General features: G+C 56.1%; 12 protein-coding genes. 5 read left to right on the top strand and 7 right to left on the bottom strand.

Annotation, left to right across the window (positions count from 1 at the left end):
• Positions 1-53: 53 nt before the first annotated feature.
• Positions 54-518, top strand: coding sequence for a nitrate reductase associated protein (locus KR100_RS00555; protein ID WP_038542339.1), 465 nt, complete (start codon positions 54-56; stop codon positions 516-518).
• On the opposite strand, the gene KR100_RS00550 is transcribed toward KR100_RS00555, so the two are convergent.
• Both KR100_RS00550 and KR100_RS00545 read right to left on the bottom strand, forming a co-directional pair.
• Positions 511-2,727: a molybdopterin oxidoreductase family protein gene (locus KR100_RS00550; protein ID WP_038542337.1), complete on the bottom strand. Its 2,217-nt coding sequence runs from the start codon at positions 2,725-2,727 to the stop codon at positions 511-513. The two genes, KR100_RS00555 and KR100_RS00550, sit on opposite strands and share 8 nt — an antisense overlap.
• 69 nt (positions 2,728-2,796) lie before the next feature.
• Positions 2,797-4,359: an MFS transporter gene (locus KR100_RS00545; protein WP_038542336.1), complete on the bottom strand. Its 1,563-nt coding sequence runs from the start codon at positions 4,357-4,359 to the stop codon at positions 2,797-2,799.
• Between the two features lie 189 nt (positions 4,360-4,548).
• Between KR100_RS00545 and KR100_RS00540 the strand changes: the two genes are divergently transcribed.
• Positions 4,549-5,205, top strand: a complete 657-nt coding sequence (locus tag KR100_RS00540; RefSeq protein WP_255347487.1) for a molybdenum cofactor guanylyltransferase — start codon at positions 4,549-4,551, stop codon at positions 5,203-5,205.
• Entirely contained in the window at positions 5,192-6,235 is a 1,044-nt protein-coding gene (locus tag KR100_RS00535; protein ID WP_038542334.1) for a GTP 3',8-cyclase MoaA, read from the top strand. The genes KR100_RS00540 and KR100_RS00535 overlap by 14 nt, the downstream gene beginning before the upstream one ends.
• Positions 6,236-6,239: 4 nt before the next feature.
• Here the strand turns inward: KR100_RS00535 and KR100_RS00530 are convergent, their stop codons facing one another.
• Together KR100_RS00530 and KR100_RS00525 are read right to left on the bottom strand one after the other, a co-directional pair.
• Complete coding sequence (locus tag KR100_RS00530) at positions 6,240-7,337, bottom strand: hypothetical protein (protein ID WP_038542332.1); 1,098 nt, start codon at positions 7,335-7,337, stop codon at positions 6,240-6,242.
• Between the two features lie 4 nt (positions 7,338-7,341).
• A complete protein-coding gene (locus tag KR100_RS00525) occupies positions 7,342-8,076 on the bottom strand; it encodes a carbonic anhydrase (protein ID WP_081858824.1) in 735 nt (244 codons plus the stop codon).
• Positions 8,077-8,186: 110 nt separating this feature from the next.
• On the opposite strand from KR100_RS00525, the gene KR100_RS00520 reads away from it, so the two are divergent.
• Complete coding sequence (locus tag KR100_RS00520) at positions 8,187-8,669, top strand: hypothetical protein (protein WP_038542330.1); 483 nt, start codon at positions 8,187-8,189, stop codon at positions 8,667-8,669.
• Here the strand turns inward: KR100_RS00520 and KR100_RS00515 are convergent.
• From KR100_RS00515 to KR100_RS00505, 3 genes are read right to left on the bottom strand one after another with little or no spacing between them, the layout of a single operon-like run.
• Positions 8,657-9,556 carry a transglutaminase family protein gene (locus KR100_RS00515; protein ID WP_038542328.1) on the bottom strand — a complete coding sequence of 300 codons (900 nt, stop codon included), beginning with the start codon at positions 9,554-9,556 and terminating at the stop codon, positions 8,657-8,659. The genes KR100_RS00520 and KR100_RS00515 overlap by 13 nt on opposite strands.
• Positions 9,541-10,524, bottom strand: coding sequence for an alpha-E domain-containing protein (locus KR100_RS00510; protein WP_038542326.1), 984 nt, complete (start codon positions 10,522-10,524; stop codon positions 9,541-9,543). The genes KR100_RS00515 and KR100_RS00510 overlap by 16 nt, the downstream gene beginning before the upstream one ends.
• The gene (locus KR100_RS00505; RefSeq protein ID WP_038542324.1) at positions 10,518-11,972 is read right to left on the bottom strand and encodes a circularly permuted type 2 ATP-grasp protein; all 1,455 of its coding nucleotides are present in this window, start codon (positions 11,970-11,972) and stop codon (positions 10,518-10,520) included. Before KR100_RS00505 ends, KR100_RS00510 begins: the two co-directional genes overlap by 7 nt.
• 172 nt (positions 11,973-12,144) lie before the next feature.
• Between KR100_RS00505 and KR100_RS00500 the strand changes: the two genes are divergently transcribed.
• Positions 12,145-13,725, top strand: coding sequence for an alpha/beta hydrolase (locus KR100_RS00500; RefSeq protein ID WP_081858823.1), 1,581 nt, complete (start codon positions 12,145-12,147; stop codon positions 13,723-13,725).
• Position 13,726 lies beyond the last annotated feature (1 nt).

The raw sequence follows: 13,726 nt of genomic DNA, 5'->3' as shown, positions 1-13,726 counted from the left end.
CGTCTCAACTGTTTCACTGTTGTCATAATTGACACCATTCGAAGCCCTGCGTCATGGCCATTTCGAAGCAGGCCAGTCATTGCTTTGAATTTGAAAAGGATTTCATCGGCAACTGGCGCTGTATTCCGCTCTGCGTTCGCCGGAAATTGGATCTGATCGGTCTCAAGTTGAAACTCAGTCATTGGCTGGAATGTTCCTCCCACGAACGTCAGGAGATTGTCGACTGGGCGGACGATCCGAGCTCTCTTGAGCGTTTGCGATCTCACCTGAAAGATCGCACCTGTGAGATGGCCGATGGCATGGCTCAGGATCTCCCTCCTGCGCAGGAAGAGCCCTGGCAGCAAACACTGTCTGTTCCGGATCGCTTGGTCCAGGCCTCGGAAGCCCGAGGGGTGGAGCTCAGCCTGCATGGCTGGTGCGCCCTTCAGGAATTGGAGCGTTTCGCCCTGTGCAAGCTGGCCCGGCCTGGTCACGACCACCACAACCTTGATGCGGCCTTCAGCGAGGTTCTTACTTGAACAGGCGTTTCAGCGCCTTCACCATGCCGTCGTTCTGTTCGATCGGTTTCACGACCGACACGGCCGGAGCCACGATCACGGCACAGGCTTTCAGTTCGGGTTGTTTCGAGATCGGACAGGCTTGTTCGTGCATCAAGGTGTTGGCCTCACAAGCCTGAATCTGGTTGAACCCCCAGTGCATCGGCAGGAACACCGACCCCCTGCGAATGGACTCCGTGACCTTGGCGCGGGCGGTGAGGTGACCCCGCCGTGAGCTGATCACTGCAAGACAGCCATCTTCAATGCTCAGTGCGGCCGCATCGTCGGGGTGGATTTCCAGGCGAGGCTCGGGGTGCATGGCATTGAGCCGCTCAACTTTCGCCGTGCGGGTCATCGTGTGCCACTGCCCCAGGTAGCGCCCCACTGTCAGAACCAACGGGTAGGTCTCGCAGGGTGGCTCTGCCAGCCCCAGCGGTCGATCGGCCCTGAATCGGGCGCGGCCGTTCGGGGTGGCGAAGTGGTGATCTTCGTACAGCCGTTTGGCAGCGGTTGTTGATGTGCTTCCCGCCGGATAGGGCCATTGCTGGGGACCGTCTTCGGCCAGGAGTTGATGGCTGAGGCCGGAGACATCACACAACCTTCCTTTGGTGAGTTGGGTGAATTCCTCATACACCTCGGCAGATGAGTCGTAGCTGAATTGGTGTTCAAATCCGAGACGTCGCCCGACTTCGGCGAACACATCCCAGTCCGGACGGCTTTCCCCATAGCGACGACGAAAGGCCGGGCAGTACGTCACACGTCGCTCTGAATTGGTCATGGCGCCTGATTTTTCGCTCCATTGCGCTGCCGGCAGCAGCAGATGGGCGTAATAAGCTGTTTCCGATGCCTGATAAGCCTCGCTGACCACAACCATGGGGCAGCGCTGAATCGCTGCCTTGACCCGGTCGAGATCCGGCAGGCTCACCAGCGGGTTGGTGGCCACGACCCACCAGAGATCGAGCTCTCCACGTTCCATCGCCTCCACCTGGTCCCAAACCGCCATCCCCGGGGCTGGAGCGATGCTCCCCGTTTGGAACCCCCAGGCCTTCTCAACATCGGCACGGTGGTCGTCATCGTTGACCACTCGATATCCAGGCAACAGGTGCGAGAGACCACCGGCCTCTCGCCCACCCATGGCATTGGGTTGGCCGGTCAGTGAGAAGGGCCCGCTCCCTTGGCGGCCGATCTGACCGGTGAGCAGATGAAGATTGATCAGGCCTCCGACGACGGCTGTCCCTTCACGACGCTGGTTGACACCCATGGACCAGAGACTCAACACGCTCTCCTGTCGGTGGAAGAGATCAGCCACCTCACGCAGATCGCGTTCCGGAATGCCGCAGAACTGTGCAGTCAGAGAGGGTGTCCAGCGGGAAACGACATTGGAGAAGTCGTCAAAGTTGTCGGTGTGATCCCAGATGAAGGCCTGATCTTGCCCGCCGTTCAGCAGCACCAGGTGGGCAAGACCATGGAGCAGGGCCAGGTCGCTTCCAGGAGCAATGGCTAAGTGGATGTCTGCCGCTTTGGCCGTATCGGTGCAGCGAGGATCCACCACCACAATCTTGACGCTGCCCGCGTTGCGTTTGCGGCGTTTCAGCAGTCTCTGGAACAGCACGGGGTGGCATTCGGCTGTGTTCGTGCCGATCAAGAACGCCACCGAGCAGTGGTCGAGGTCGTCGTAACTGCATGGGGGACCGTCCGAGCCGAGGCTGCGGCTGTACCCCGCAACAGCAGAACTCATGCAAAGGCGTGAATTCGCGTCGAAATTGTTTGTACCGATCGCCCCTTTCAGCAGTTTCTGGGCGACGTAGTAATCCTCCGTATGGAATTGTCCTGATCCATACATCGCAATTGAATTCGGTCCCTTTGTACGCAGAGAGGTCTGAATGCGTTGCGTGATCAGTTGGATCGCGGCGTCCCAACTGATCGGTGCAAAGTTCTGTGTTCGATCCTCTCGATAAAGAGGGCTCCTCAGGCGACCGAGGGCCAGGGTTTCCCCCACGGTGGCTCCCTTGATGCACACCTGCCCGAGGCTGGATGGATGCTGCCGGTCACCTCGAGCCGTCCACATGGGGTTGCCTTCTGCATCCCGCCGAACAGCTTGACCTGCCTGGGCAGGTGACAACATTTCAAGTCCGCAGCCCACGCCGCAGTAAGGGCATTGACTGCGAACACTGCGGCGTTCGTTCGTCATGGAAGGGAATCAGACGATGAACCCGGAGCTCAGGCCCCGGGTTCAACACGTTCAGAAAAGCCAGAAGCTTCAGTTGGTCGCGATGGCTGGAGTCGCAACTTCGCCTTCATGCAGTTCATCAAATGAGCCCTTCGGCTCCTTGAGGAAGAAGAAGCAGAAGAAGGCAACGATCAACCCAGCGATTCCGAGCACCTGGAAGAAGGCACTGTTGGAACTGGCTATGACCTCTGGTGAGGGATCTTTGCCACCGCCCATCCACATCGGCAACAGGCTGAAAATGGTCAGGTAGGTCACGGCACCGACGTTGCCATAGGCACCGACTAGACCGGCAACCTGACCGGTGACCCTGCGCTTCACGAGCGGGACCAGAGCGAAGGTGGCACCTTCACCGGACTGCACGAAGAAGGATGCCAGCATGGTGATCAGCACGGCAACAACGATGCCGCTCGTCCCTGAGAAGGTCCCCGGTTTGATCATGCTCATCACCAGGTAGCCGACGCCCAGGCCGGCGGTGAGAAAGCCCATGGTGTTTTTACGGCTTCCGAGTTGGTCTGAGATCAGACCGCCTGCAGGGCGTGCCACCAGATTCACGAATGCGAAGCACGACGCGAGAATTCCCGCCGTCGCCTTGGGGAGATCGAAGGTGGTTTCGAAGAAGGTCGGCAACATCGAGACCACTGCGAGTTCTGAACCGAAGTTCACGATGTAGGTGAGCTCAAGAATGGCTACCTGTCGAAATTCGTAGCGGTCTTCCTTTGGGTAAACCTTGGATCCGCTGAGCAATTCGCGGTTGGTGCGGATGATCCCCCAGGTTTGAAAAGCGAACCACACACCCACGGCTGCAAGTGCCAGGGGATACGTGGATTCGGTCAGAAAACCGACCTTTTTCAAACGCCAGCACAGCACACAGAGAATGGCCGCGAAAGGCACATTCATTCCAATCAGGCCCCAGAAATCACGAATTGAGGTGACTTCCAAGCCGGCCGTTCGTTGTGGACGCTGATAACTCTTGCCAGGGGGTGTGTCCGTGACACTGAAGAAGTAGAAGACTCCATAGGCGGCCGAAATAATTCCGGTGAGTGCGATGGCACCACGCCAGTTCAGAATTTCGCCCGATGGCAGCGTGAACCCTCCGGAAAACGACAGGAAGCCCGCTATAGCCACCATGGTCAAGGCTGAAAAGGCAGATCCGAAGTTTCCCCAGCCTCCGTAGATCCCTTCGGCCAATCCAATTTCCTTTGGAGGGAACCACTCAGCCACCATGCGGATGCCGATCACAAAGCCTGCGCCAACGATGGACAACAGCAATCGTGCGACGACGAGCTGGTTGAAATCCTGGGCTGATGCAAACAGCAGGCATGGAATCACTGAGAACACCAACAAGGTGGAGTATGTGATTCGCGGACCGAATTTGTCCAGCAGCATGCCGATCAACACGCGAGCTGGGATGGTCAGGGCCACATTGCAGATGGCCACAGTGCGGATCTGACCAATTTCCAGGTTGAGATCTGCTCGAACAGTCGTTGCCAGTGGGGCGAGATTGAACCAGACGACGAACGTCAGAAAAAAGGCGAACCAGGTGAGATGAAGAGTTCTATATCTCCCCTGGAATGACCAGAGGTCGCCAAGCATGAATAGAAGAGAGTTGAGCCCCGGGCTTCAAAAGTGCAGCACCCGTGGTTTGACAAGACGGTCCTGAAGAAATGTCCGCCCAACATGGGGTAGTTAACAACTGCGACGCCTTAAGAACCGTTGCCATTGTTACCAAACATCTCCGGCACTGTTCAGCGCAAACATTTGATTCGGTGATCCTTTTCATCAGTGCCCGTTACCAGCACCCTTTCTGTTGTGGTTGTTCGTCCCCAGCTGGCATCAAATGACATGGGTCATGGTCGTCTGTCGACCTGTCTTCTCTGCGGTGGCATGAGCCGACGCATGGGGACGGATAAGGCTCTGATTCCCCATCCACGCGGTGGGGTCTGGTTGACGGCTCTTCTGGATCAGCTGTGTGCCCTTGCTCTGCCCGTTGTCGTCGTCAGTGGTCATGAGATTCATGCCGCTCTGGTCCGTGGTCGTGACGGGGTGTCATTCCTGCAGGAACCTGTTCCCTGGAACGGCCCCTTGCAGGCCTTCGCTCAGGTTCTGTCCCCGACCTCGGATCAACCGTTGATGGTGTTGCCCGTTGACATGCCGCGTCTGACCACGACAGTTCTGCAAGGCCTGATCAAGGCTTGGTCAAGAGAGCCTGAGGTTGCGGCTGTGGCCCACGACGGAGAGCGGTTACAGCCGCTGCTCGGGATTTACCCATCGGGTCCCCCTTTCCAGTCAACGCTGACCAATCAGCTCAAGGGCGACCATTGGAGTTGGCACGCCTGGTTGGATTGCATTCCTCACCAACCCGTGGCGCTGCCTGCCGAGGCTCTTCTCAATGCCAACTGTCCCGAGGATTTGGCAGCCTTGTCTGATGAGCACTCGTAATTGGAGTCAGGACCGTCTTGGACGTCCCCTGGGCGTGTTGCGCCTCTCGCTGACAGCGCGATGCAATCTCGCCTGCACGTATTGCCGTCCTGCAGGGGATGAACCATCGAACCGGCTGAATCGTCCGGCGCAGATGGCGGTGATCCGAGCTGCCAGCAGGTTGGGGCTTCAGTCTCTGCGCTTAACGGGCGGTGAGCCCCTGCTCAGTCCCCAGCTGGAACCGTTGCTTCAAGCGATCACGCGCGGCCGTACCGATCCAAGCGATCCTCTGGCGGGTCTTCAGGAGGTCGCGCTCACCAGCAATGGTGTTCTGCTTTCCCGTGAAAGAGCCGCTGCTCTGCGTCAGGCTGGTCTTGATCGAATCACCCTGAGTCTCGACGCAGCCAATCGAGAAGGATTCGTTCGAATGGCAGGAATGCCGAGCGCCTCAGCCCATCTTTTCGAACGGGTGCTGTCTGGCCTGCATGCTGCCCTGGATGCTGGCTTTGATCCAAGCAAAGGTGAACTCAAGATCAACAGCGTGATCCAACGTCATCACAACGAGGATCAGTTGATTCCACTGGCCCGTCTGGCTCGCCGTCATGGCATCGAGTTGCGTCTGATCGAATTCATGGATGTTGGGCATCGCAACCACTGGCATCAGGATCAGGTGATCACGGCCTCGGAGATGCTCGAGGTGTTGCGTGAACATTGGCCGATGCAGCCGTTGGGTCGTGCCATCGGCAGCACAGCCAGCCGCTGGCGTTTCAGTGACGGACGAGGTCTTGTCGCCACGATTGCGTCGATCAGCGAACCCTTCTGCGGTGATTGCAACCGGCTGAGGGTCACTGCCGATGGCATCGCTTTTCCCTGTCTCTTCGCAACTCAGGGAGTGGACCTGCGTCCCTGGCTTCAGCCTGGCGTGGATGAGGATGGTTTGACCAATGCGATTCGTGAGCTGTGGATGGCTCGTGAGAATCGCTACAGCGAGGAACGAGGACGTTTCAATCAGGAACAACGGCGCCAGGAAATGGCTTATCTGGGTGGGTGAGCGGTCATGAGAGACGACGACATTCTTTTCGGAACGCTTTTCGCACGACCGACCGGTAATCGTTGGGAAGATTCATTTCTCTGAGCGCTTGCAACAGTACCGTCAGCATGAGCTGACGTTCTTGCTTGGAGCGCGGACCGTTGTAAGTGCTTTGCGCCGTTAAATCACGTTCCGGGAAGAGCGATTGCCAGTCGCAACCCCAATGATGTAATGCAAATGTTGCATTTGATTTGGCATAAAAGTTTCTTGTTTTCTGGTATTGCAACGGCGTGAACGCATAGTAGCGATCTTGTTGCCATTCATGCTCAATCGCGATATTTCGAATCGCTTGGGCTTTTCCCTTGAGATTTTTTAAGTCGATATTGTGATTGATCATGATGTTACGACAAATTTCCGATAGCCAGATTGCTTTGTTACCTGGTTGAATGTTTGATTCGCCGGCTTCAATCAAGGACCAGTGATCAGGTGGTATCTCAAGATTCAGTGCAGCCATCAGGGCTAAAAATGGATCTTTGATAGCGGCTCTTTTGCTTAATGGAATGAAGACTGTTTCGATCTCTGGGTGGTTTGTGATTGCCTCAAACTTTTCGTTGTAATTCACTCCGCGAAACCAGCTGCGGTTTTGAATGGCCTTTCTGTAGTGATTAAATGATCCTTTTTCTTGAAAGCAACGTATGCGATGGGCGAACATCGAATTAATCCAATCGGCTTGGTCGCGAAGAACAAAGATCAAGCCCAATCGAAAGCCGTGGCGTGAGGCAATATCGATTAACGGCTCAAAAAAGCTGGGTCTAACGATGCGCGTATGGAGTGTTTCGCGGCTCAGCAGGTAGTGATCAATATTCTTGGGTATGCTTTTAATTTTATGATCAAAGAAATCCCAGTTTTTGTGAATTAGATGATGGGAGTCTTCAATGTTATCTTTGGAAATAAGAACGCCTTTCTTCCTAAGTGCAGCCCTGTTTTTTCTAATATTTTTGATGATATAAGTGCTTGCTGTTTTGTGCGGGCCTGCATGGATCCAGAGTGTTTTATTGGATCGTTGTCTTGTCTTGAACCAATTCATTGAGCTCGCTTGTCCAAGGCTTGAGAATGAGGCCATTCTCTCAGATCAGGCTGACGACGCCATTGCTGATGTTGAAGTAACTGACAACAATCTGGAGTTTGTTTTCGGTGATTGCTTTGCCGATCAGGTCACTTTTTTCGGTCAATTGTTGTGCTGTATTCCAGGCATTGCTCTTCACCGAAGCTTCCAGGTCGTCCTCTGCGTTGAGACAGCTTCGGATTGGCCCCACGAGCCGTTCCAGCAGGGGGCTGAGTGGTTCGCTGCGCCGAGCAGCGTCCACCGCCCCGCAGGAACTGTGCCCCATCACCATGATCAACTGGGTTTTCAGAACTTCAACGCTGTATTCGATGGATGCAACCGCTTCATCAAACGCCGTGTTGCCGGCGCTGCGAATCACGAACAGATCGGAGGGCGCAGCATCGAAAACCCACTCCGGAGAGACGCGTGAATCAGCGCAGGTCAGGATCGTTGCCCAAGGGGCCTGACCTGTGTCCAGCACGCTTGATGGCAGGAAGCAGTGGTCAAGCCACATGCTGGCCATCACCTGGGCCCTGTCCTGTGGTGTGGAGGCTCTGTTTTTGTTTTGCCAGGCGGCCGCGAAGCGATCGTTGCCATTTTTCAGAGCCTCCAGGGGGTCATCAGGACGACACGACCGCAGTGTTTCCTCCGCTGCGACAGGCGATGCGCCCAGGTTGTCGCCAGTCAGGCCAAGGGCTGTGAGGCCGCTACCCAGCAAAAAGGAGCGTCGTCTGATGGACACGGATCGCTCGAGCATCTCTCAAACGCAGTCAGATCAGTTTCGTGTGAAAACCGTCGCAACGACGACGACTGTCCTGAGGATTGTTCCCTATGAGGGGCTCGGTTCTGGTTCTACGGGTTAAAGCGATGTTTGAACGTTTGCCCTGCAAGCGTTTCCGGGACACTCCAGCCGTCAGGTTTTTCGATGTGACGGTGGGTTCATCCAACGCCAGAGATCTCGTTGTGCACTCAGGGCCCGCCGTGAGCCCCCCCGACGATCCCAAATCCGGCGCCTGGCAGTTTTATCTTCATCCCCACCAGGAAGACAATCTGCTTGCTGCCAGCGGAGGTCGCACCTTCTATCTCGTGAATCTCGCCTGGTCCGTTCCGTTCCACATTGTTCGTCTCGATAGCGGTGGGGATATTCTTCGGATTCCTCCCGGAACTTTCCATCGCTCGATCTCTGATCCCGATGGCTCGGTGGTGCTCAACCAAGCTGTCCGAGAGCCCGGTGTTTCGTTGGTGGATGAATTCCGTGTCTACAACAGCGCTGAGATACCAGCATTGATGGCTGTCACATCCACATCAGCACCACGACCTCAGCTCTGGCCGGAGCTTCAAGCGGCGTGAACAACGTCTTTGAATGCTGAAGCTGAGTTGTCATGGTCGGTCGAGGCTTCGATCGTCCATGACAACTCACTCCTCGTTCCAGGTGGCCCACTGAAGGTGCCACTGACAGCTGCTGTCAGTGCAGGTTTTGATGATGTCGCCAACACGATGTAGCGATCGCTGATTTCACAACCTGCGCTGGGATCAAATCCCCGCCACCCAGCTCCGGGCAGATAAATTTCAGCCCAGGCATGCAGGTCGTAACTCTCGGGTGCTGGATCGGCCAGGTGATAACCGCTGACGAAACGAGCTGGCAATCCCACGGTTCTGCTGCATTCGACCATGAGCATGGCGAGATCACGGCAGGATCCCACTCTTTCCCTCAGCGTTCGACCTGCCGGCCACGCTGGGCCGATGTGCCGCTGGGTGTATTTGACACGATCCTGAATCATCTCCATCAGCTGCTGCAGGAAGGGGATGGCCTGTTGATTGCTTCCCATCAGGGCGTCCTGCGCCAATTCCACGGCCGATGGGTCGTGCTGGCCGTTCGGAAGCCAGCCTTCCAGTGCTCCTTGAAGATCGGAATTCAGGTGACCTCTTGGGTACGGAAGTGGAGGCTCCAATCCGTTGAAGCAATCCAGCAGGGGTGTCGTTAGGACGGTTTCCACCAGGCTGCTGGCATGGATCATGAGTTCATCGGTTGACCCCAAGAACCGCACCCGCTGAATGGCATCACCGCTCGCTGCCAACAGGTCGTGACTGTGGGATGGTTGCGGTGTGACGGCCAGATGATGCTCAATCAAACGCTGGTGTCCTTGACCTCTTGGACGTAGACACAGCCGGTGTTCACCAAGGCTCACCTGGGCGTTGTAGGTGTAAGTCAGGCGGTGATCTAACTGAGCGCGCATGAGGGATCCCTGGGAGCGGAGCCGAAATCCGTGACAACGAAATAGCTGTCGTGAATCAGTTGGTGGAGTTGATTGAGATCGGTTTGAAGCTGGTCAATCGCTTCATGGAGCCCATTGTTGATCAGCGAGTCGATGCGTACATAACTCCACTTCGCCAGCAGCTGACCACGTAAGCATTCCAGGTCGTCCGGAGGCCCTGATGGGGGTTGTTGTTGAATCTGCCGCAATGTGTCGTTGATCTCCTGCAAACAAAAGCGCACAGATCTTGGGAAGATCGGATCCAGCAGCAGGAAACGCGCGACGGATGCCGGTGTGATGGATTGCTGAACACGCTGCCTGTACATCTGATAAGCACCTGCAGTGCGCAGCAGTGAAATCCACTGCAGTTCGTCCAGTACACCGCCAACTTCCGTTGGCGCTGGCAGAAGCAAGAAGTATTTCACGTCGAGAATTCTGGATGTTTTGTCGGCACGCTCAATCAGGCGTCCAAGACGACTGAATAGCCAGGCCTGATCTCGACTCAGCGTGACATCTGTGATCCCAAAGAACAGTTGGCAGCCGCGTCGAATCGTCCGCAACTGTTCCTGATCAGGTTCCTGCCATAACGCTTCACCATCCTGAACACACCAGTAGAGATCATTCAATTGCTCCCACATCTCTGTGGTGATTACATCGCGGATCTGTCTTGCATTTTCTCTGGCATTATCGATACAGCTGACAATGCTATTTGAATTGTCCCGATCCAAGAGTAGGAATGTCATGACATCGCTTGGTGAACCATTGGGATAGCGTTGATCAAAAAAGCGCCGATCACCGCTGGCGTCGATCAACGGCAGCCATGGTTCGGCGCTTCCCGGTGGGCAATCCAGAGCCATTGATTCACTCACTTCAAGAAAGCGCGAAATATTTTCTGCTCTCTCGATGTAGCGATTAATCCAGTACAAAGAGTCTGCAACGCGACTCAGCACAGCGTGTTCTCCTGGCTGTCACTGACAACCCAGGTGTCTTTGCAGCCACCACCCTGGGAGGAATTCACAACCAAGGATCCGCGCTTGAGGGCAACGCGTGTTAAACCGCCGGGACTCACCCAATTGGTTTTTCCACGCAGAACATAGGGGCGTAGATCAACGTGGCAGGGATAGAGTTCACCGTCGCTCAGGGAGGGAACCGTGGATAGTTCTAACGTGGGTTGAGCGATGAAATTACGAGGATTCGCTTTGATCTTGGCGACGAAACTTTCGATTTCATCTGCTGACGCGTGTGGACCGATCAGCATGCCATAACCACCCGCTTCGGCAACTGATTTGACCACAAGATCCTTTAAATGCTCGAGCACGTAAGTCTGATCATCTGGTCTCGAACAGAGATACGTTGGGACGTTTTCAATGATTGGTTCCTGATCCAGGTAGTAGCGAATGATTGTCGGTAGATAGGCATAAATCAATTTGTCGTCGGCAACTCCTGTTCCTGGAGCATTGGCAATCGCAAGTCGTCCATGACGCATGACGTCCATCATTCCTGGCACGCCGAGCATCGAGTCACGTCGGAAGACGGTTGGATCAAGGAAGTCGTCATCGATCCTTCTGTAGATCACATCCACTGGCTCGAGTCCTCCTGTGCTGCGCATCCAGACACGACCGTTTTCACACATCAAATCTCTGCCTTCGACGAGGGTGATACCCATCTGTTGAGCGAGATAACTGTGTTCGAAATAGGCACTGTTGAAGACCCCTGGAGTGAGTAACACAACCCTGGGTGAATCACTCCATGGAGCCAGATCCTGCAACGTTCTCAGGAGATGTGAGGGGTAGTCGTCGATCGGTTGAACGGTTCGCGATCGAAACAGACTTGGAAACAGACGTTTCATCACCCGCCGGTTTTCAAGGAAGTACGCGACGCCTGACGGGCAGCGAAGATTGTCTTCCAGAACCCTCCATGTGCCTTCACCATCCCGGATCAGATCAAGCCCTGAGATGTGGCACCAGCGATTGAGTGGGAGTTGGATGCCTTTCATCTGGGGGCGCCACCCCTGAGAACTCTCGACGTCTTCGCGGGGGATGACGCCGTCGTTGAGGATGTGTTGGTCTCCGTAGACGTCGTTCAGAAACAGATCAATCGCCTCGAGGCGTTGAAACAGACCCTGTTCAAGAGTGGACCAGTCGTTTCGGTGGATCAGGCGTGGGAGGGGGTCAAACGGCAGGATTCGTTCCCCGCCCTGTCTCCCACTGCCATTCAGGCGAAAGGTGGCTCCGAGCCTGCGCAGAAGATGGCTGGCGGACGCATGGTTTCGATTCAGTTCCGAGAGTCCGAGCTGGCCAAGGGTGGAGAGCAGTGGTTCGAGATCTGCCCGAGGCTCCTGTCGCTCCCGGCAGAAGTATTCGTCATATCCCTTTGTCGGCCGGTATTGGGTGAACATCACCTGGCGGATCCTTGGTCACATCAAAAAGTGATGACCGGAAGGTTCAGGTTTCAATCGCTACTGAACAGCTGATCGGTTGATGGATCTCCAGGGGCAAGGATTCATTCCTTTGCCCCGTGACACGTCTGCTTGCCTTTTATAGGGTCTCCTCAGCAGTGCCGTTTTTGTGATGCGTTCCTTCCTTGCGGCGATTGGACTGTCCGCCCTCGCTGTTCCGGCCCTGTCCGCTGATCAGATCAGCTTTCAGTTCGGAGAGTTTGAACGTTCGATACCGATTGCTGAGCTTGCCGGTTTTGCGGCTGGTGACCCCCCTGGACCAAAGCTTCGTGAGGTTCTGCGCTTGTTGAAACCGTCGGAGCGAACCTCGCTGCGTGCCGCGTTGAACCAGTCGGCTCCTGTCAATGCCGTGATGGCGTCCAACTACCTCGGCACAGCCCTTGGTCGACGAACGGTCCAGCAACTTGCGAAGGTCATCAATCAGCCGGCGAATGTTGCGAAAAATGCACTGAGCTCCGCCTTGATTCTCGGGGCCTCATCGTCTGAGAGCCTTCGCATCGTTTCAGTGCTGGAGGCGTATCCCACAACGAACATCCCGATCAATGTCGGCGCGTTGGCATCTCTTCTGCGCACACTCAAACAGGATTACAACCTTCAGAACAAGCTCTTCGCCGGACTGTCGGGACTGGGTGGAGCCCCAACGAGCGGACCTGATCTCAAGCTGGCAGGCCTGAACGGCAGCGTCGCTTTTCAACAGTTGCCGTTCACGTTCGCAGGCCGTGTCGCCAAGAGCATCAAGTCCGCGCTGTATCTGCCGACCACTGCAACGGCTGAGAGCAAGGCGCCCCTGGTGGTTCTTGTTCCTGGTCTGAACACCGATATGAACGCTCTTCTGTACGTCGGGGACACGCTCGCCAGCCATGGCTATGCCGTGGCTGCTCTCAATCTGCCTTTCACCAGTGCGGACACGGAGACGGCGGCGATCGAGGGAACAGGGGCTATTCCTCCGGCGAATGCCTGGTATCGCCAACCCATCACGGTCAGTGAACTGATTGATCAAATTCAGGAGCGCTGGGGAAACCGGGTGGACACCAAGCGCGTCGGCGTTCTCGGTCAGTCTCTCGGTGGTTACACGGTGACGGCCCTGGCTGGGGCGACGCTCGATTGGCCCCATCTCGTGCAGGGATGCCGTCAGCTCGACGATCCGAACACGGTGGTGCTCAACCCAGCCATTGTCTGGCAGTGCACCGCCCCCAATCGGGTGGTGGAGCAGACAAGTTTTCGTGACCCACGGGTCAAAGCTGCTGTCGCAGTGAACCCGGTCACCAATCCCATCTTCAGCAGCGGTTCCATGTCACAGGTCGGAGTTCCGATGCTGATCATCGCTGGCATGAAGGATGTGTTTGCACCGCCGGTGTCTCAGCAGCTCAGCCCTTTCACAGCCATCCGTCAGCCAGGTTCGGTGCTGGCGGTCCAGAAAAACGGCACCCATCTCTCGTTTCTGGATGCCACATCCACGCTGCCGCCTGTTGTCACCGGACCTGATCAGCCACTGGCCCGGACTGAACTCAGGGGAATGGCCAAGTTGTTCTTTGATCGCCATCTGCTGGGCCGTAGTGATACATCACCTCTGGCGCCGCCTGGCAATGCCGGCTTCAGCGCCGGCAGCGACCCCTTACCGCTGCTGATGCGTTCCAGCCTGACCATGGAGCAGCTCGAGCAGCTGGAACCAGGCCTGAAAGAGGTGCCCTGAG

Origin of the sequence: Synechococcus sp. KORDI-100 (assembly GCF_000737535.1) — a bacterium.
Lineage (GTDB): Bacteria > Cyanobacteriota > Cyanobacteriia > PCC-6307 > Cyanobiaceae > Parasynechococcus.
Note: the sequence above shows the minus strand (reverse complement) of the source record. Positions and strands in the feature narration are given on the sequence as shown.